Source organism: Longimicrobium sp. (assembly GCA_036389135.1).
GTDB lineage: Bacteria > Gemmatimonadota > Gemmatimonadetes > Longimicrobiales > Longimicrobiaceae > Longimicrobium.
The window spans coordinates 1-18391 of record DASVQP010000041.1; the positions used below are offsets into that span (position 1 = coordinate 1).

The 18391-nt window shown below is 70.3% G+C and carries 18 protein-coding genes; 6 read left to right on the top strand and 12 right to left on the bottom strand.

The annotated features are described in order from the left end of the window. The 5 genes from VF584_10240 to VF584_10260 form a co-directional block, all read right to left on the bottom strand. On the bottom strand, positions 1-1724 hold a 1724-nt coding region (locus VF584_10240; protein ID HEX8210543.1), incomplete at its 3' end, for a VWA domain-containing protein. Between the two features lie 4 nt (positions 1725-1728). Further along, positions 1729-2580: an AAA family ATPase gene (locus tag VF584_10245; GenBank protein HEX8210544.1), complete on the bottom strand. Its 852-nt coding sequence runs from the start codon at positions 2578-2580 to the stop codon at positions 1729-1731. A 126-nt stretch (positions 2581-2706) separates the two neighbouring features. Continuing rightward, positions 2707-3561, bottom strand: coding sequence for an alpha/beta hydrolase (locus tag VF584_10250; protein HEX8210545.1), 855 nt, complete (start codon positions 3559-3561; stop codon positions 2707-2709). A gap of 90 nt (positions 3562-3651) precedes the next feature. Beyond that, the gene (locus tag VF584_10255; protein ID HEX8210546.1) at positions 3652-4248 is read right to left on the bottom strand and encodes a dihydrofolate reductase family protein; all 597 of its coding nucleotides are present in this window, start codon (positions 4246-4248) and stop codon (positions 3652-3654) included. A gap of 109 nt (positions 4249-4357) precedes the next feature. Beyond that, entirely contained in the window at positions 4358-4969 is a 612-nt protein-coding gene (locus VF584_10260; GenBank protein ID HEX8210547.1) for a hypothetical protein, read from the bottom strand. Positions 4970-5124: 155 nt separating this feature from the next. On the opposite strand from VF584_10260, the gene VF584_10265 reads away from it, so the two are divergent. Continuing rightward, positions 5125-5649, top strand: coding sequence for a DinB family protein (locus VF584_10265; protein ID HEX8210548.1), 525 nt, complete (start codon positions 5125-5127; stop codon positions 5647-5649). Between the two features lie 16 nt (positions 5650-5665). Here the strand turns inward: VF584_10265 and VF584_10270 are convergent, their stop codons facing one another. After that, on the bottom strand, positions 5666-6523 hold the full coding sequence (locus VF584_10270; protein HEX8210549.1) for a sigma-70 family RNA polymerase sigma factor: 858 nt from the start codon (positions 6521-6523) through the stop codon (positions 5666-5668). A 246-nt stretch (positions 6524-6769) separates the two neighbouring features. On the opposite strand from VF584_10270, the gene VF584_10275 reads away from it, so the two are divergent. The 5 genes from VF584_10275 to VF584_10295 all read left to right on the top strand — a co-directional run bounded on the left by VF584_10275 (position 6770) and on the right by VF584_10295 (position 12051). Continuing rightward, a complete protein-coding gene (locus VF584_10275; protein ID HEX8210550.1) occupies positions 6770-8359 on the top strand; it encodes a PLP-dependent aminotransferase family protein in 1590 nt (529 codons plus the stop codon). Positions 8360-8453: 94 nt separating this feature from the next. Beyond that, the gene (locus tag VF584_10280; protein HEX8210551.1) at positions 8454-9674 is read left to right on the top strand and encodes a heparan-alpha-glucosaminide N-acetyltransferase domain-containing protein; all 1221 of its coding nucleotides are present in this window, start codon (positions 8454-8456) and stop codon (positions 9672-9674) included. Positions 9675-9705: 31 nt separating this feature from the next. Continuing rightward, the gene (locus VF584_10285) at positions 9706-10491 is read left to right on the top strand and encodes a DoxX family membrane protein (GenBank protein HEX8210552.1); all 786 of its coding nucleotides are present in this window, start codon (positions 9706-9708) and stop codon (positions 10489-10491) included. A 12-nt stretch (positions 10492-10503) separates the two neighbouring features. Beyond that, positions 10504-10824, top strand: a complete 321-nt coding sequence (locus VF584_10290) for a hypothetical protein (GenBank protein HEX8210553.1) — start codon at positions 10504-10506, stop codon at positions 10822-10824. Between the two features lie 27 nt (positions 10825-10851). Beyond that, positions 10852-12051, top strand: a complete 1200-nt coding sequence (locus VF584_10295; protein HEX8210554.1) for an aminotransferase class V-fold PLP-dependent enzyme — start codon at positions 10852-10854, stop codon at positions 12049-12051. 22 nt (positions 12052-12073) lie between these two features. Here VF584_10295 and VF584_10300 read toward each other — a convergent pair whose 3' ends face one another. The 6 genes from VF584_10300 to VF584_10325 form a co-directional block, all read right to left on the bottom strand. Then, on the bottom strand, positions 12074-12526 hold the full coding sequence (locus VF584_10300) for a hypothetical protein (GenBank protein ID HEX8210555.1): 453 nt from the start codon (positions 12524-12526) through the stop codon (positions 12074-12076). Between the two features lie 109 nt (positions 12527-12635). Next, positions 12636-15323 (bottom strand): phage baseplate assembly protein V, encoded by a 2688-nt coding sequence (locus VF584_10305; GenBank protein ID HEX8210556.1) that lies wholly within the window; start codon positions 15321-15323, stop codon positions 12636-12638. A gap of 23 nt (positions 15324-15346) precedes the next feature. Then, positions 15347-15694 (bottom strand): hypothetical protein, encoded by a 348-nt coding sequence (locus tag VF584_10310; GenBank protein ID HEX8210557.1) that lies wholly within the window; start codon positions 15692-15694, stop codon positions 15347-15349. Between the two features lie 126 nt (positions 15695-15820). Beyond that, complete coding sequence (locus VF584_10315) at positions 15821-16309, bottom strand: hypothetical protein (protein HEX8210558.1); 489 nt, start codon at positions 16307-16309, stop codon at positions 15821-15823. A 203-nt stretch (positions 16310-16512) separates the two neighbouring features. Then, positions 16513-17859, bottom strand: a complete 1347-nt coding sequence (locus VF584_10320) for a hypothetical protein (protein HEX8210559.1) — start codon at positions 17857-17859, stop codon at positions 16513-16515. Beyond that, positions 17856-18329: a hypothetical protein gene (locus VF584_10325; GenBank protein HEX8210560.1), complete on the bottom strand. Its 474-nt coding sequence runs from the start codon at positions 18327-18329 to the stop codon at positions 17856-17858. Before VF584_10325 ends, VF584_10320 begins: the two co-directional genes overlap by 4 nt. Positions 18330-18391: the final 62 nt, after the last annotated feature.

Genomic DNA, 18391 nt, shown 5'->3' on the forward strand with positions numbered 1-18391 from the left:
TGGATGCCGCTGCCGCGCGCCTCGGCGATCGCCTGGCGCGAGTCCTCCACGCCGTAGCGGCCGTCGTAGGCGTCCTCGTCGTTGGGCTTGCCGTCGGAGAGGATCAGGAGGAGGCGGTGGCCGGCGGGCTGCTGGCGGAGCTGCGCGGTGGCGTGGCGGATGGCGGCGCCCAGGCGCGTGTAGCCCTCGGGGCGAAGCGCGTCCACCCGGCGCAGCACCGCCTCGCCGTTGCGCTCGTCGAAGCCCTTGATCTGGCGAATGCGGACGTTGCTCGCCGTGGTGCCGGAGAAGGTGAGGATGGAGTAGGGATCGCCCAGGCCGTCGAGCGCCGCGCCGGTGAGGAGGAGGGCGAGCTTCTCCACCTCGAGGATGCTGTGCTTGCCGAAGACCTCGGCGGTGGAGCCGCTCACGTCCACCAGCAGGGTGATGGCGACGTCGCGGCGCGCGGGGATGACGGAGGTGTAGAGCCGGTCGTCGGCGCCGGCGCCGGCGCGAAGGTCGGTGAGCATGCGCACGCAGGCGGCAAGGTCCAGCTCGTCGCCGCGGTTCTGGCGCGGGATCTGGACGCGGCGCGCGCGCAGCCGCTCGAACTGCTGGCGCACGCGGCGGGCGAGCGCCGCGTTGCGCCGCAGCGCCTCCACGCACCACGCGCCATCCGCCTCGTCGCTGGGGTGCAGGCGCACGATTGCGCCCGGCGTGCGGTAGCGCCCCGCCGCGTAGTCCCACTCCGGGTAGGGAAAGACGGTCTTCGTTGGCCGCTCCGGAACGACCTCCGTGCGCTCGCCGGAGTCGGCGTCGCTGACGTGCGAGTCACCCGCGCCGCCTTCGGACGGGTCGTCCCGCGGAGTGCCGGCGCGTGCCGGGTTCGTGCCGGCGTCGGAGGAGGCGCCAGGGTTGTGCGCCATGATCTCCGGCGCGCCGGCCCGCGGGTCCAGCCCCACCGAGGTCATGAAGCCCATCAGCCAGCGCGGTAGGCTTCCGGCCTGTGGACGCGGCGGGGCGAAGGGATTCTGCTCGCTCGCGGCCAGGGTCGCGGGGGCGATGGCGGAGGGGAGCACCGAGCCCCAGAACTCGACCGGCGGAATGCCGTGGTAGCGCCCCGCGCCTCGGATGCGGGCGGCGGCGTCGCGGGCGCGGCGCAGCGAGTCGTGCGGCGTGTCGCATCCCGCCAGGCTCGGCGGTGGGGCGGATACGTCGGCCGCCAGGAGCTCGCGTACGATCGACTCCACCTCGCGCGCGGCGGCTCCCCGCGGGTGCTGGTCGCCGCGGCGTGCGCGTTCCGCCAGGCGCTCGGCGGCGAGGGCGCCGCGCAGGCCGGGAACCCGCTCCGCGACGGCGGCATCGACGGCGGCGCTCTCGAAGAGGAGGTACAGGTCCCGCTCCAGCGCGTCCTTGCGCCCCGGCGCGAGCACCGCCGTCCCGCGCGCGACGCGCTCCGCCTGCGCCAGCGCCATCAGGCGGTAGCGCCCGACCGCGTCCTCGCCCGGCAGCTCGGCGGGGAGGAGGATGCGCTCGCCGTCGTTTGCGGGGCCGGGGCGCTCGGTCCGGCGCAGGCGCTTCGGTGGCGGCGCGGGGGAGATTAGGATGGGGCGGCCATACAGCGCGGCGATCAGCAGCTCCAGCCGGCGGCTGACCTCGGGGAGGCGCACGCCGTCGCGCGGCGCCTCCTCCGGGCGCAGGAGGGCCGCGGCGCGGCGCCGGGCGAAAAACGCGCGGAGTCCCACGGTGTCAGAAGGTGGCGGCGACCAGGTCCGAGATCGCGGCCAGGAGGTCGGGGTCGTCGGTGAGGGGCGCGACGAAGGCCGCGCGGCACGCGGTGGGCGCGTCGATGCCGCCCGCCATCAGCCGGGCGGTCGCCACCAGCAGGCGGGTGCTCGGCACTTCGGCCAGCCCCTGGTCGCGCAGGCGCCGCACCCCGGCCGCCAGCTTCACCAGCCGCCGCGCGTCCGCCACGTCGACGCCGCCCTCGTGCGCCACGATCTCCGCCTCGCGCTCGGCGGGGGGGAAGTCGAATTCCAGCGCCACGAACCGCTGGCGGGTGCTCGGCTTCAGGTCCTTCATGGCGTGCTGGTAGCCCGGGTTGTACGAGATGACGAGCTGGAATCCGGGCGCGGCCTCAATGATCTCCCCCGTCTTCTCGATGGGAAGGAGGCGCCGGTCGTCGGTGAGCGGGTGGATGACGACCACGGTGTCCTGCCGCGCCTCCACCACCTCGTCAAGGTAGCAGATCGCCCCCTGACGCACCGCCGTGGTGAGCGGGCCGTCCACCCAAACCGTCTCGCCGCCGCGGATCAGGTAGCGCCCCGTGAGGTCGCTGGCCGAGAGGTCGTCGTGGCACGCCACCGTCACCAGCGGCCGCTTGAGCCGCCACGCCACGTGCTCCACGAAGCGCGTCTTTCCGCACCCGGTGGGGCCCTTGAGCATCACCGGCAGCCCCCGCGCGTGGCACCGCTCGAAGACGCTCACCTCGTCCCCCGAGGCGACGTAGAACGGCTCCGGGCCGGACGGCGGACGCAGCGGTGCGTTCTCGTGCGCCGCCGTTTCCGTCATGCGCGTGTAGGCCGGCGAACTATCGATCATCCGTATATCGCATCAAGGGTGTTCGTGTGGATCAACCTGAAGGGGCGCGATTCATCACGCCCGTGCCTGCCGCGCCTTCGCAATCTTGCACCCGCCGCCGACATCGGACGCAACGGCGGTCATCGATCAGGGCTGGCCCGTTGCCGCCGGACGGCGCGCGAGTCCCTGCGCCTCCATCCAGAAGTAGAGCGCGTCCACCCAGTGGTCGCTGCTGGTGCCCTGCTTGTGCATGCCGAATCCGTGGCCGCCCGCGCTGAAGTTGTGCACCTCCGGCCTGTGCCCCGCGGCCATGAGCGCATCGCGGAACCGCACCACCAGCCGCTGCGACACCGCATCGTCCTGGGCCCACGCCATGAACGTGGGCGGCAGCTTCGCGGGGATCGCGGGGATCACGCCGAACGGTCCCCCGTAGATCATCGCCGCGAAGTTGGGACGCGCCGCGCTGTCGGCCTGCAGCAGCGCCCCGCTGGCCACCATGCCTCCGGCGGAGAAGCCGACGAAGCCCACGCGGTCGGGCGAGATCCCCCACTCGGCCGCGCGCTGCCGCACCACCCGGAGCGCCTGGATCCCGTCGGCGATGCCGTAGCGGCCGGAGGTGTCCATGTCCATCTGCGGGATGCCGCTCGTGCGCTTCTCCACCGTGCGGTACTTGAGCACGAAGGCGGCGATCCCCCGCTCCTGGAGCCAGCGCGCCAGGTCGGTCCCCTCACGGCTGACCGCCAGCGCGACGAACCCGCCGCCCGGCGCGATGATGACGCCCGTCCCCGTCGCCTTCGACGGCTCCGGAAGGTACGCGGTCAGCGTCGGCGACACGACGTTGATGATCACGGTGCCGACCGGCGTGTTCTCGACCGTCACCTCCCTGTGCGTCCACCGCTCCGACTCGGGCGCCGCGCCGGGCCACACGTTCACGACCTGCGCGTGCCCCTGGCCCAGCGTGAATACGAGCGCCGCCGTGCTGATGATGATGCTTCTGAGCATGTCCCTCCCTCTGGTGAGCGACTCCGCCCCGGCCGGGCGCCTTCCCCTTCCAACCCGACGAACGGCGATTCGATGCGTGGACAGCGGCCGCTACTGCTTTGTCACCGGGTAGCGCAGGTGCGTGACGCCGGCGCCCGCGATCACCGTCGGGTTGCCGAGCACCGCCGGCGTGCCGGCGAGGTGGTCGAAGAGCCGGACCCCGGAGCCAAGCAGGACCGCCGCGATGTCGACGTGGATCTCGTCGAGAAGGCCGGCATTCAGGCACTGCTGGATGGTGTCGGCGCCGTGGACCCCGACCGACTTCCCGGCGGCGGCGGCTCTGGCCCGGGCCACGGCGCTTTCGATGCCATCCGTCACGAAGTGGACGCTCGAATCGGGCCGCGGCCATCCGGCGGGGATGCTGTGGGCGAGTACGAACGCGGGTCCCCAGGCGTGGTTTCCGCCCCAGCCGTGCGCGACCTCGAAGGTGCGCCGGCCCGTGAGCACGGCACCCAGTTCGGACCAGAGGCCGCGCAGGTGCTCGGCGCTCGGCGCGGACACCCTGAACGTCAAGGCGTCCGCCCCTCCGGTGACGAATTCGACGTCGCCCGAGTTGAAGTACCAGTCGAACACCTCGCCTACGCCATCGTTGGCATCGGCTACGTAGCCGTCGAGCGACATGGACATGATCGCGACCACTTTCGACATCTACACGTTCCTTTCGATGGTGGAGACTGCGCTCGAGGCTCGCATATGGACGACGAAGAAGTGCTACGCGAATCGACACCGGCGGATCCCTGCCCGTCCGCGCGCCGCGTCACCGGCCGGGGACGTCGGGGATGCGCGTGTCCACGGCGACCCAGTTCAGCTCCCACGTCCTGCCCCCGTCGTTCGAAAACGACTGTTCGAAGCGGCACGACGTGGGGGTGATGTCCTTGATGACGAAGCGCACCAGGATCGCCCGCCCGTTCAGCGTCTCGTGGCTGTAGAACTCGCCGCGCCCGTCCCTGAACTCGCCGATGGTCGGCACGGCCAGCGCCCCGTCGCTGGCGTTGGCGAAGTTCAGCGTCCACTGGCGGGTCGCCGGATTATAGGTGCGCAGGCTGAGGCCCCGGAAGTGCCCCGCGGGCCCATCCGCCACCAGCTCCACCAGGTTGGCGCGCCCGTCCCACACCTTGCGCACGACGGTCGTCCCCTCGTAGTCCACCCAGGTGGTCGATCCGGTGAGGGGGCGCAGCCGGCGGGAGAGGCGCGTCTTCCAGGTGCCGATCTCGAAGTCGAAGTCCCGCTGCCCATCGCGCTCCGGCCGCGGCTGGTGCGCGGGCGCATCGGCCGGCCGCACGCTGCCCTGCGCGAGGGCATCGGTGGATACCGCGACGGCCAGGCACAGCGCCAGCCGGAGAGGGAGCTTCCCACATCTGTTCATCATCGTGCTCGCATCGTGGTGGGTGGCAGGGAGAACTTCGCGTCGTACGACACTTGCGCGGAGCCTGATAGCGGGGGCGGCGGCGCGGCCCGATGCACACGCGGGCAACTGAGCTCCGAGGGCGCTTCTCGCATCCTCTTCACCTCTACCAGACGATCATGAACTTCGACGTCGCCGCGGGTACCGCGATCCTGGAGCGAACGCCGCACGTGCTGCGCGCGATGCTCGGCGGCCTTCCCGATGTCTGGACCAGGGCCGATGAAGGGCCGGACACGTGGAGTGCGTACGTGGTCCTCGGGCACCTGGTCCATGGGGAGCGCACCGATTGGGTCGAGCGTGCGCGCATCATCCTCGCCCAGGGGCCGGAGCGGCGCTTCACCCCGTTCGACCGCTTCGCCCAGCTCCGGGAAGGCCAGGACAGGCCGGTCGCCGCGCTGCTGGACGAATTCGCCACGCTCCGCGCGCAGAATCTGGCCACGCTCGCCGGATGGCGCCTGACGGACGCGCATCTCGCGCTCACGGGAGAGCACCCGGCGCTGGGCACCGTCACGCTGCGCCAGCTTCTCGCAACCTGGACGGCGCACGACCTCGGCCACATCGCGCAGATCGCGCGTGTGATGGCGCGGCAGTACCGCGACGAGGTCGGACCGTGGCGGCAGTATCTCACCATCATGGACCGGTGAGCCGCCGTCCGATGGTCTACCTGATTTCACACGGAGAACGCGGCGGTGAGGAGAAAGGCACAGAGGTCCTCCGTGCCTTTCCCTGTCCCTCCGCGGCCTCTGTGTGAGGCTGCTTTTTCTCGTGCAGCAGCATGCGCGCGAGGAGGCGGCGGGCTTCGGCGTCGTGGGGCATCAGCTCGACCAGCATGCGCGTCAGGCGGATCGCTTCGCGGCGCAGGTCGCCGGCGAAATGCCCTTCGTCGAACATCAGGCGCAGGACCTTGCGGACGGCCTCGGCGCGCTCGGCCAGCAGGTGGGCGGGAGGGACGCGAAAGGGGATGGGTGCCTTGCGGATCTTGCTCTTGGCGCGCACCAGGCGCTTCGACATCGTCATCTCGGACACGCGGAACACGCGCGCGATGGCGCTCGTGCTCAGGCCGGCGACCGCGCGCAGCGCCAGTGCGACGCCCGTATCCGATGGCAGCGCGGGGTGGCAGCAGGCGAAGATCAGGCGCAGCCGATCGTCGGGGATGGCGTGCGGCTCCCATTCGTCGTGCGGGCTCGCCGGCTCGTCCAGATGCCAGAGCCGGATCGCCTGCTGAAGCTTGTCCTTGCCGAGTGCATCGCGCCGGCGCCGGTCGATGGCGCGGTTGCGCGCCGTCGTCGTGAGCCAGGCGCCGGGGCGGCGCGGCACGCCATCCGCCGGCCAGCGCTCCACGGCCCTGGCGAACGCGTCCTGGGCGCACTCCTCCGCCAGATCCCAGTCGCCCGTAATGCGGATGAGGGTCGCGACGATCTGGCCCCACTGCTCGCGAAACGCCTCCGAAACGGCATCGGCCACGTCAGGCGTCGGCGTGAAAGCTCGGACCGGATGCGCGGCGGGTGCGGGAAGCATCGGCAGGGAGTCGCGGGGACACGTGAGGCCGCGCGGTAGCTTTTTCCCGCGCCTGGTGTGATATCTAGTAACCAGGTGGCATCACGACCAGCGCCAATTCGGCCACATCATACCAGTCCACTTTGGCATGGTCCCTCTCGTCGCCGGGGCTCGCGATGTCCACCTGGGCGAGCGCCATTCGTCAACAAGCTGAAGCCGGCCCGCGTGGCATCACGACCAGCGCCCCCCGAACGACGGCACCGAGGCATGTCAGCGCAGAGCCAGAAACGGCGGGCACGGCGCGCGTCGCGGCACCCGACCCCGTTCATCGTGCTCGATCCGGGGCACCGCGATCCGCTTCACCGGCAGCTCTACAACGCCATCCGCATGGCGATCGTGAGCGGGCGCCTGCCGGCAGGCTCGCGGCTGCCGTCCACGCGCGCGCTGGCGACGGAGACGGGCGTGTCGCGCGTCACCGTCTCCGCCGCGTTCGACCAGCTGCGGGCGGAGGGGTACGTGGAGGCGCGGACGGGCTCGGGCACATTCGTGCGCGATGGGCTTCCGGACGATGCGCTGCACACCCGGCGTTCTGCGCTCCGGCGCACGCCGCCGAGCACGGCGCCGCACGCCGCCACGGTCGTGCCCGCCGCGCGCCCGGTGGGCCCGACCGGCACCTCCGCGTTCCGCATCGGGCTGCCGGCGCTGGACCTGTTTCCGGTGGGGCTCTGGGCCAGGATCGCGGCGCGGCGCTGGCGCGGGGTGGCGGGCGAGGAGGCGGAGCGGCTGCTCGGGTACGGATATCCGATGGGGTACGATCCGTTGCGGAAGGCGATCGCCGACTACGTGACCCTCTCGCGCGGCGTGCGGTGCGAGGCGCGCCAGGTGATCGTGACGTCGGGCGCGCAGCAGGCGCTCGACCTCGTCGCGCGCGTGCTGCTCAAGCCGGGCGAGGCGGCGTGGCTGGAGGACCCCGGCTACTTCGGCGCGCGCGAGACGCTCAGGGCGGCGGGCGCGGTCATCGTCCCGGTGCCGGTGGACGGCGACGGGCTCGACACCGCCGCGGGCGAGGCGCTGAACCCCACGGCGCGACTCGCCTACGTCTCACCCTCGTACCAGTTCCCGCTCGGCGCCACCATGACGATGCAGCGGCGGCTGGCGCTGCTCGACTGGGCGGGACGCGCGGGCGCCTGGATCGTGGAGGACGACTACGACGGCGAGTTCAGGTACGTCGGCAGGCCGCTGGCATCGCTGCAGGGGCTGGATGCGGAGCGGAGCGCCGCCGGCGGCGTCCCCGGCCGCGTGCTGTACGTGGGGACCTTCAGCAAGACGCTCTTCCCCGCGCTGCGGCTGGGCTACGTCATCGTCCCCGAGGCGCTCGTGGACACCTTTGCCGCGGCCAAGGCGGCGGCGGACCGGCACACCGCGACGGTCGAGCAGGCGGTCCTCACGGATTTCATCGAGGAAGGGCACTACACGCGTCACGTGCGCCGCATGCGCCTCGTGTACGCATCCCGCCAGGCGGCGCTGATCGCCGCCGCGTCCACGCACCTCTCCCGCTGGCTCGACCTGCGCCCCGCCGCGGCCGGGATGCACCTCGTCGGCTGGCTCCGCCCGGACGTGCTCGGCGGCGTCACCGACGAAGAGCTGTCGGAGGCCGCGCTCGCCGCCGGAGTCTTCGTCACGCCGCTCTCGTCCTACCGCACGCCGGCTCTCGACGGCGACGAACACCCCACCCCGCCGGGAGGGCTCGTCTTCGGCTACGCGGGATGCTCGGACGCGATGATCTGGGATGGCGCTCGGCGGCTCGGGCGGGCGATCGAGGCGCACCTGGAGCGCCGGTCCTCCACGCGAGCCTGACGGATACGTGCATCCGGCATCCTGTCCTTCTCCGCGCCGCCCGCTCGTCGGTGTGGCAGAGACCCGCTCCAGCGCCTCCACCCTGAACAGCCCCATGACTACACAATCACTGGCCGTACCGCCGGCCGCCACACAGCCGGCCGCGCGGGTGCGGCAGCGGGTCGACTCGGTGGACGTGGTGCGCGGGGTCATCATGATCCTCATGGCGCTGGACCACACGCGCGACTTCTTCGGCGGCGCGTCCATCAACCCGACGGACCTGGCGACGACCACGCCGCAGCTCTTCTTCACGCGCTGGATGACGCACTTCTGCGCGCCGGTCTTCTGCCTCCTCACCGGGACGGCGGCGTACCTGGCGCGGCGCAACCGGACGACGGCGCAGCTCTCCGGCTTTCTGTTCACGCGCGGCCTGTGGCTGGTCTTCCTGGAGCTGACGATCAGCCGCTTCCTCTGGCAGTTCAACGTCGACTACAAGGTGACCATCATCACGGTGCTGTGGGCGCTAGGGTGGTCGATGGTGGTGCTGGCGGCGCTGGTGCACTTCCCCACCTGGGTGGCCGGGGCATTCGGCGGCGCGATGATCGTGCTGCACAACCTGCTCGACCCGGTGCAGGCCGCGTCGTTCGGGAGCCTGGCGCCGCTCTGGAACGTCCTCCACGCCCCCGGCCTGCTGTACGCCGCGCCGGGCCGCATCGTGATCCTCGCCTATCCGCTCATCCCGTGGATCGGCGTGATGGCGGTGGGCTACAGCCTCGGCGCCATCTACGGCTGGGAGCCCGCGCGCCGCCGACGGCTCCTGCTGCGGCTGGGGATCGCACTCACCACGGCGTTCCTGGTGCTGCGCTTCATCAACGTCTACGGCGAACCGTTCCCCTGGAAGGCGCAGCCTTCGGCGACGTTCACGATGCTGTCGTTCCTCAACCTGACCAAGTATCCGCCGTCGCTGCTCTTCATCCTGATGACGTTGGGGCCCGCGCTCCTTCTGCTTCGCGCGATGGATGGAAGGACGCCGCCCGCGATCCTGCGCCCGGTGTACGTCATCGGCAAAGTGCCGATGTACTACTACCTCGCGCACATCCTTTTGCTGCACCTGATCGCCGTGTTCGTGTCGTACGTCCGCTACGGCACCATCCACTACATGTTCGAGTCGCCCACGCCGGACAGGTTCCCCGTCACGCAGCCGGCCGATTGGGCGATGCCGCTGCTGGCGGTATACGGGATGTGGATGCTGGTGGTCGTCCTCCTCTACCCGTTGTGCCGGTGGTACGCCGCGCTGAAGGCACGCAGCGCCGACCCGCTGCTCAGCTACCTGTGACCCTCACCATTCCGTGCGAGACCGATTTCCGATGATCCCCCTCGGTTGGAAGCCCGGACGCCACGTGTTCGGCATCGGCGCCATCATGCTCGGAGCCAGCGGGCTGGCGTGGGGCGACTTCGCCATGTTCTGGCACCCGGTTCAGGATTGGATGCCGTTTCGCCAGGCGCTCGCCTACATTGCCGGGGGCGCGCTGCTCGCGGGCGGGCTGGCTGTGCAGTGGCGCCGGACGACGCCTGCCGGGCTCCTCGCGCTCGCGGTGCTCTACCTGCTCGCTGCCCTGCTCTGGATGCCGCGCATGATCGGCTATCCGCATCTGTTCGGCGTGTGGTCCGGCTTCGCCCAGCAGTTCTGCCTCGTGGCAGCCGCGCTGATGATGTACGCCGCGCTGGCGCCCTCATCACCGAGATGGACCGCTCGTACCATGCTGATCGCTCGCCTGCTGTTCGGCCTCTGCATCGTCTCGTTCGGCATCGCGCACTTCACCGCCGTCCCGCAGACGTCGGCGATGGTGCCCACGTGGCTCCCCTTCGCGCCGAGGTTCTGGGCGCTCGCGACCGGATGGGCGATGCTGCTCGCCGGACTCGCCCTGATGTCGGGGATCCTGGCAAGGCTCGCCGCGTGGCTGCTGGCGGCGCTGCTGATGTCGTTCGGCGTGTTCGTCTGGATGCCCAAGCTCTTCATCGCGCCGAACCAGCACATCCCGTGGGGTGGCACCGGCGTCACGCTCGCCTGCGCCGGAGCCGCCTGGATGGTGGCCGAGGTACTCACAACGCACACCGTCCCCGATTTGGGGACATCGCGGCACACCCGATAAAGGAGTATGGACATGCGTTTTCTCGTGATATTCTGGCCCGCGGCGGAGCAGCCGTCGGGGCCGGGCAACGAAATGATCGACTACGCCCGCAGGTCGAGCGAGGCCGGGGTCCTGATCTCGCAGGGGATGTTCGCGCCGACGACGACCGAGGTCACGCTGGCGAACGGCGAATACTCGGTCCTGGAGCGAAAGGGCGATGCCATCGGGTACGCCTACCTCGAAGCGCCGTCACACCCCGAAGTGGTGGAGCACGTCCGTGAGTTCCTGCAGGTCGCCGGCGGCGGCAGGACGATCATCCGCCAGCTCGTCGACGGCGAAGGGTCCGGCGCGTAGCCTCAGCACACACCAGCATTGAACACGATGATCGACGAACGGCAGATCGCGGCGTGGCGCGCGGAGACCCCCGGGTGCGCACACCGGGTGCACCTCAACAACGCCGGCGCCGCGCTGATGACGCAGCGGGTGTCGAACGCGATCCGCGACTACATCGACTTTGAGACCACCGTCGGCGGCTACGAGGCCGCGGATCTGCGCGGCGAGGAGATCGCCAGGAGCTACGCGGCGGTCGCCACCCTGTGCGGCACCACGCCGGAGCACATCGCCATCACGTCCAGCGCCACGGCCGCGTTCGTTCAGGCGGCCAGCACCATCGACTTCCAGCCCGGCGACGTGCTCGTCACCAGCCGCCTGGACTACACCTCGTACCAGATCCAGTACCTGTCGCTGGCAGAGCGGTGCGGGGTCACCGTCTTGCACGCGCCCGACCTGCCGGAGGGCGGAATCGATCCACAGGGAGTACGCGAGCTGCTGCGGAGCAACCCTCGCTGCCGGATGGTCTCCGTATCCTGGATCCCCACGCACGCCGGCACCATCCAGGACGTGGCCGCGGTGGGCGCCGCCTGCGAGGAGTTCGGCGTGCCCTACCACGTCGATGCCTGCCAGGCCGTCGGCCAGCTTCCGATCGAGGTCGCCTCCCTGAAGTGCGACTATCTCTCCGCCACCGGCCGCAAGTTCCTGCGCGGCCCCCGCGGAACCGGCTTCCTCTACGTCTCGGACCGCGCCCTCCAGCGCGGAGACCGCCCCCTCTACATCGACATGCGCGGCGCGCGGTGGACCTCCCCCCGCGCCTTTGAGCCCGCGCCCGACGCGAAGCGGTTCGAGGAGTGGGAGTTCGCCTACGCTCTCGTCCTCGGCCTCGGCGAAGCCGCCCGGCACGCCGTGGAAGCAGGCATCGAGCGCTGTGGCGCCCGTGCCCACGCCCTTGCCCGCGATACAAGGGAGCGGCTCGCCGCCCTCCCCGGAGCCACCGTGCTCGACCGAGGGCAGCACCTTTCCGCCCTGGTCACCGTTTCCTTCGAAGGGCGGGACGGCAAGGACGTGGTCGCCGCCCTCGCCACGCGCGGCATCAACACCGTCGCGACGCTCGCCTGGTACGGCATGCTCGACCTCGGCGCGCGCGGCGTCGCATCCGCCATCCGCATTTCGCCGCACTACTACAACACCTCCGCCGAGCTCGACCTACTGATCGCCGCCCTTGAAGAGGTCCTGTCGAGCGCGTAGCGACCCGGTTGCGGGGAAGCCGTCAGCGCTTCACGGCACCCCGCATGGAGTCCACCGCGGTTCTCAGCGTTTGCCACGACGCACCCCTCGGGCGCCATTCTACGGTCGAATCGTCCAGGTCGTTCGGCCCAAAGAAGTCGATGAACTCGCGCGCATACCCGCAGATCTGCCACCCCGGCGTGGTACCCGCCCGGAGCAACGCGAAGTGGAGAGTGTCTGTACGAACCCCCCGCGAAATGACGTACCTATCGGCGACGCGGGGATGCTGGACGAGAGTTGCGACACTCGACACCTCCGCCTCGACGAGCGCCGTATCACCACGCATCTCAGACCCGAGCACGCGATACTGCGCAAGAGCCAGGAGCGGGTACGTAGCCGCGGACTCGCAGATCTCTTCGCCCGCTTCCTCCGCCGGCACTCGCGTGTAAACCGCGTTTTCGAGATAACGCCGGACACTCTCCTCGGCATCCACCACCCCGACTCTAGCCGGTTGAGCTGACTCGGCTTCCGCTTCTGGCTCAGAGCACGCCAACACGGCGGCGACACACAACACCGCGATGCCCAATGTACGGATGGACGAGTCCTTACGGGTGCACGACCGCGCGGAAAAAGTGAGCTCCTCCATCTCCAAACCATCCCTGGTTGAAGGGCCTGAGGCCGGTTTCGCGGTCCCTGTATGGCCGGCCTCGCCTGCCTGGACTCCCATTGTTTGCCCAGCCTAACACTTTTCCGTCGGCGTCGGTATGTGAGTAGATGCCGGCGTGCCCGCCTTCCACGACGACGTCGCCCACCTGCGGCGTCCTGACGCGCTCGAAGCCCGGGTGATCTCCAGATCGGAACATCGCGGTACTCGCTTTGTGGCTGCTTCGCCAGTGCGTACCCAGCGCGCGCCGGGTCGCGAGCCGAACGAGGTCCGTGCAATCACCACCGCGGGGGTCATTGTACAACCTGGGAGTGTTGGGCACGCCCTGGGTGTAGCGCCATTCCCCGCTGTCCCTGGCCGCCTGGAGTATGCGTCTTCCCTCCGCTTCGTTCGCGAGTCTCCTCCGCATGGTCCCGACCTGCACGGAAACGCTCACCCGGTCAGTCGCGCTCCGTTTGTAGGCGTACACACGCACCTGCTGGCCGTCGTGCCGATCCTCCAGCCGCAGTCTGAACTGCTGGCCTCGCGCGGACTGCGCCTCCATCGCCCCACTTCCGACCCGCACTCCCCAATGGATCTGCTGCAGCTCGGCGGCGGCGGGGGTGCGGGTAAACTGGTCCGCGGTGAAGACCACCGTCGTGTTTTTCTGTGCCTGAATGGAGGTGCCCGGCTGCCCTCCCGCCACCTGCCCCGTGACTCGCGTGACGTAGAACTGAGCCTGGTTCGGCTGCGCCGCGGTGGGCCGCGCGGAAGCCTGCCGGGTGCCCGCTCTCGGCGTGCGGGAGTCGGCGGTGCTGGTGCCGGGGGCGAGCGCGGGGACCGCTCGCGTGCCGTGCACCGAGCCTTTCAGCGTCAGGCCCTCGATGCGCACGCTCTGCTTGACGTGCCCCGGCGGCTGGATCTGCACGGTGGCGCCCGCGATGGTGTTGGTGGCGCCCGCGATCGTCTCCAGCTTGGCGGCGGCCTGCAGCGTCGCGCTGGTCCCGGCGGAGAGTGCCAGCTCGTTGCCCGTGATCACCTTCAGCCCTTTCCCCACCTTCACCTGCTCCGCGCCGCCCACCTCGCGCGACGCGTCCTCTTCCACCTTTTGCACCAGGCGCTTGCACGACATGCGGATCTCGCCCGTGGCTTCCAGGGCGAGGTCGCCCTCGGCGTGGAGCGTGATGGTGGGGATGCCGCCCGCGTCGTTGCTGAGCTGGATCAGGCAGGTGCCCTTTGAGGTGTGGATCTCAACCGTCTCCTTCCCCTGCTCGTCGCTCAGGTGCAGCGCGTTGCCGCTCTTCGTGACGATGCGCTGCACGCCGCTCTGGTGAGGCGCGCGGTCCTTGCCGTTCCACACGCTCCCCATGACGCAGGGCCGCTCCGGGTCCCCCTGCTCGAAGGCGACCACCACCTCGTCGCCCGGTTCGGGGAGGAAGAGCATCCCGCGCCCGTTCCCCGCGTGCGGAGTGGCGACGCGCATCCAGAGGGTGCGCGCGGGCTGATCCTGCCAGCGGTACCGCACGCGCAGGCGGCCGAGCCCCTGTGGGTCGCGGTTGTCCACCACCTCGGCGGTCACGAAGCCGTGGGCGAGCGGGCGCGGCGGGCGCGTCTCGCTGGTGAAGGCGGCCCACGGGCTCGCGGCGAAGTCGTTGGAGTAGTGCGCGCCGTCCCAGCGGTGCGTCACCCGCACCAGGCCAAACTTCCCCGTGGCGGCCAACTTGAAGGTGCCCGCGTCGCTCACGTGCACGGTGTCGCCCGCCTTGAGCGCCGGGTGGGTGGAGGTGCCCTCCACGCCGACGGCCGAGCCGAGCGCGCGCTGACTCTCCTGCTCCAGCCGCTGCTTGAAGGCGGCCAGGGTGGGCGTGCGGGCGCCATCGTCCAGCACGCCGGGGTCGCCGCCGCTGGCAAAGGTGTGCGATGCGCGCGTCGCTGCGTTGACCAGCGCGGTGGCGCCGCCCAGAAGCGTGGGCGCGGAGCGCACGGCGTGAAAGCGGTGCTCGCGCTTCTCGTTCACCTGGTAGACGGCGCCCTTGTAGCCGGGGTTGGCCAATCGGCAGCGGGTGGAGAGGGCCAGGAGGTTGGCGCCCCAGAGTAGCTCCCACGCCTGGTCGTCGAAGCCGGAGCGCAGCTCCAGGCCGGCCGCGGCGGGGCGCACCCAGCAGCCGTTCTCGTCGGCGATGCGGACGAGGAACTCCCAGTCCGTCTCCCCGCTCTGCTGGAGGTACGGGTAGCGCTCGCCCGCCTTCGCCTCGCCCACCGTGAGCTGGAGCCCGGCATCGCTGACCAGCCGGCGCGCGACTTCGGTGTAGGCCATGTTCTCGAAGACGTCCATGTCGCGGTGCATCTGCATGGCGATGGACTTCGAGGCGGCCTCCAGGCGGAAGCGCGAGCCGGCGTTCAGGAGGTGCCCCTGCGTGCCGCCGATCACCTGGCCGGTGAAGGCAGCGTGCTCGCCGGTCTCGTCCGCCAGCGTGACCGTGACGGGGACGTCCAGGAGGCGCTCCAGGAGGAGGTCGGTGGCCTCGTCGCGGGTGAACTCCAGCGAGCAGAGGTGGTGCGCGCCGAGCTCCTGGTGCAGCTCCAGGTGGGCGATCTCGCCGTTGCGCAGCCGCAGCTCGCCGACCTCCACCGTCACGTCCACACGCATGGTTCTCCCTGGTAGGTGCGATGCTACGCCGCGACGGTGCCGTGCACGGCCTGCTCTCGGCCGTCGATGTGCAGGGTGATGCCGAAGCGCCGCTCCCACGGCTGCTCGCCGGGTTCGGTGTGGACGCCCAGGACGCGCGCCCAGTCGATCCCCAGCTCCGTGAGCGCCTCGTTGAGCGCGTCCGCCAGGCACTGCTGGTCCTGGAGCGCGGGGTTGGCGCGCCGGAACGCCTCGTGGACCCCAAAGCGCGTCCCACTCGCCGGCGACGCCGCCACCATCGCGCGGATCATCGCCAGCAGCGTGTCGCCCGCGTCGGCGCGCTCCAGCTTGCCATCACGGTTCACGCGGAGCGGAAGGGCCAGCGTTCGCACGATTTTCTCCGTGTCGACAGATCCAGTGAACAGCATCACACAGAGGCCAGAGAGGGAACTACAAGCTAGGAAGAGCCCTTCTGCTTTTCTTTCCGTGCCCCTCTGTGTCTCTGTGTGAGGCTGTTTTTACTTGGTGAACTTGTGCTTGCTGACGTTGGCCTCGTCCAGCACCACGGCCATCTCCAGGTACAGCAGGTTGTTGTAGCCGTTCGGGCTGTTCAGCGCCGGCGTGGGCGCGCCGCCGTGGCCCATCCCGGCGCCGCGGCTCTCGCCGCCGATGGCCGGGTTGTAGAACTCGAAGTTGTTGATCCACCCCATGAACTCCACGTTCGACAGCACGCGGTCGCCGTCTTCCGAGTAGTAGGTGATCGACACCTTGTGGAGCGGATCCTTGGTCTCCGTCGCCATCCTCCACAGCTCGATGGCGTCGTCCTGGGTGAGGCGCGACGTGTCGTGGGCGTCGCAGTAGATGAAGGCGCGCCCCTGAAGCGAGTCGCCGATGCGGCGGCCCACCTGGTTGGCGCTGCGCGACAGGCTGTAGCGAGCCTCGACGGGGAAGAACTTCAGCCCTCCCACTTCCACCATCACGCGCTTGTACGTGGCTGCACCGGCCATGAGCTCCTCCCTGGGAGTCGGGGTTATTGTCCGGGAGCGCTCCGCCCCCGGCGTGTTTCGCGGCGCCTCGTGCGCCGCTTCGTCGTTCCGGCGAAGTCATCCGCCGGACCAGCCGCGCAGCCACTCCAACATCCGCCGGACGGCCGCGCCCGCACCGCGTGGTCGCCGGGGCTTCGGCACGCGCACCGAGAGCCCGGGCGCCGTCACTGCTGCGCGCCTTCCCTCGCGTCCTGAAAAGGGGGCGTGTCGATCTTGAGGACGAACTGCTCGGCCGGCCCCACCGGCACCACTTCCAGGTTGATGTCCAGCACTCCGCGCGCGAACTTCGCCTCGTCCATGTCTATGTCCAGGTCGAAGTTGTAGATCGTCCCCTTGCGCTTCTCGCTGTCCAGGAACTCCTCGATGGGGTTCCTCACCTGCTCCTTCACCAGGTCGCGCGTGAGCCGCTGCTCCGCCACGCGCCGCAGGTACACGGCGATGCGCCGCTCCAGGTAGCGCAGCACGCGGTACGAGGTGAAGAACTTGAGGACGCCGTCGGGGTCCTGCGCCTGCGAGCGGCTCCCCACGAAGCAGAGCTGGTTGTCCTCGTTGCGGATGATGGAGACGATCTGCCGCTCCATCGACAGGTGCTCCATCTGCGAGATGCGCGGCTCGATGCGAGCGCGCTCGGCCCCCCGAAGCTGGCCGAAGATCATCCCCACCGGCCCCTGCGCGATCCCGCCGCCCGAGGTGCGGTCCGTCCGCGCCAGCGCGCCCGCGAAGAGGAGCGAGGCGGGCCCGTACAGGTCGGCGTCGCCCTCGCCATCCTCGAACCAGTGGCGGTCGCGCAGCTTCACCCACCCGGCCACCACCACGTCGGCGGCGGCGCGGTCCTCGGCGCGCTTGAGGAACTCGTAGGTGCCGCCGTCGGTGCGGAACTGGTCGCTCAGGGCGCGGAAGGAAGGCTCGTCGCGCAGGTCGCCCACCAGCAGCATCCCCCACTGGTTGGCGATCTCCTCCAGGCGGACGCGCACCCGGTCCGGCACGTAGCCGGGGATCACCAGGTTGCAGATGAACTGGCGGAAGTTGAACGAGTCGTTGCGGCTCTGCACGAACTCGTCGACCGCGGCGATGGTGGACGAGTCGGCATCGCTGCGGATGGCCGAGGTGTCTGCGTTGAAGAGGTAGAACTCCACCGGCGGCCGCTGCACCTGGTCGCGCACTTCGGCGTTGTCGAAGAACAGGTTCAGCAGGCGGTAGCTGCGCTCCAGCGGACGGATCTGCTCGTAGAGCTCGCACAGCACCTGGTCGCGCACCCGCCCGGCGGCCTCGATGGCGCGGTCCAGCCGGGCCAGCGCCTGCTCGTGGCTGTCCGTCTCGCGCAGCAGCTCGCTGAAGGAGGTGACGCGGTCGAGGAACTGCGCCGCGGTCCCCGCCGAAAAGATCTCGGCGAGCGCGGTGCGCGGGGGCGCGGGGTGGATGACGTTGAAGATCTCCTCGATCGCCTTCCCCGCCCGCCGCTGCCCGATAATCTCGTGCGCGGTGAGGAGCTGCGTCTCGATCGTGCTCATCCTTCACCTCCCTGGGCGATGAGGCGGAGCTGCTCCTCGAAGTCGGCGACCGCGCCGATGATCTCGCGGCGCTGCTCCTCGTTCTCCCATGCGCGCTTCACCGAGAGGACGCTGAAGCGCTCGCGCATGCGGTGCAGCATGTCGATGCGGCTCTGCAGGTCGGCCAGGTCGTTGCGCTTCCCCGGGTCGCGGGAGCGGATCTGCTTGGGGTCGAAGTCGCGCAGCGAGCGGAACTCCAGGTCCGCCGCGAACTCGGCCCCGTCGTCGCCCACGACCGTGCGGAAGTCGAGGCGCGGGGCGAACTTCTCGAACGCCTCCGCCAGGCTCGCCACCCTGGTGGGCTGCTCGTCTTCCGGGGCTTCGCGCCCCACACGGTCCGCCGTCATGGGGAGGATGGCGGCGGTGGTGTCCGTGGGCACCTCGCGCGGCGCCGACCGCACACCGGCGCGGGTGACTTTCACTACCGGCATGGCTGGCTCTCCTTGGTCCGGACGTGGGCCGGGATCGGAGGGATAGGATGCGCCCCGCTCAC

Coding starts and splice junctions, on each gene's coding strand:
- VF584_10245 (HEX8210544.1), bottom strand. CDS start 2,580: ATGATCGATAGTTCGCCGGCCTACACGCGCATGACGGAAACGGCGGCG.
- VF584_10250 (HEX8210545.1), bottom strand. CDS start 3,561: ATGCTCAGAAGCATCATCATCAGCACGGCGGCGCTCGTATTCACGCTG.
- VF584_10255 (HEX8210546.1), bottom strand. CDS start 4,248: ATGTCGAAAGTGGTCGCGATCATGTCCATGTCGCTCGACGGCTACGTA.
- VF584_10260 (HEX8210547.1), bottom strand. CDS start 4,969: ATGATGAACAGATGTGGGAAGCTCCCTCTCCGGCTGGCGCTGTGCCTG.
- VF584_10265 (HEX8210548.1), top strand. CDS start 5,125: ATGAACTTCGACGTCGCCGCGGGTACCGCGATCCTGGAGCGAACGCCG.
- VF584_10270 (HEX8210549.1), bottom strand. CDS start 6,523: ATGCTTCCCGCACCCGCCGCGCATCCGGTCCGAGCTTTCACGCCGACG.
- VF584_10275 (HEX8210550.1), top strand. CDS start 6,770: ATGTCAGCGCAGAGCCAGAAACGGCGGGCACGGCGCGCGTCGCGGCAC.
- VF584_10280 (HEX8210551.1), top strand. CDS start 8,454: ATGACTACACAATCACTGGCCGTACCGCCGGCCGCCACACAGCCGGCC.
- VF584_10285 (HEX8210552.1), top strand. CDS start 9,706: ATGATCCCCCTCGGTTGGAAGCCCGGACGCCACGTGTTCGGCATCGGC.
- VF584_10290 (HEX8210553.1), top strand. CDS start 10,504: ATGCGTTTTCTCGTGATATTCTGGCCCGCGGCGGAGCAGCCGTCGGGG.
- VF584_10295 (HEX8210554.1), top strand. CDS start 10,852: ATGATCGACGAACGGCAGATCGCGGCGTGGCGCGCGGAGACCCCCGGG.
- VF584_10305 (HEX8210556.1), bottom strand. CDS start 15,323: ATGCGTGTGGACGTGACGGTGGAGGTCGGCGAGCTGCGGCTGCGCAAC.
- VF584_10315 (HEX8210558.1), bottom strand. CDS start 16,309: ATGGCCGGTGCAGCCACGTACAAGCGCGTGATGGTGGAAGTGGGAGGG.
- VF584_10320 (HEX8210559.1), bottom strand. CDS start 17,859: ATGAGCACGATCGAGACGCAGCTCCTCACCGCGCACGAGATTATCGGG.
- VF584_10325 (HEX8210560.1), bottom strand. CDS start 18,329: ATGCCGGTAGTGAAAGTCACCCGCGCCGGTGTGCGGTCGGCGCCGCGC.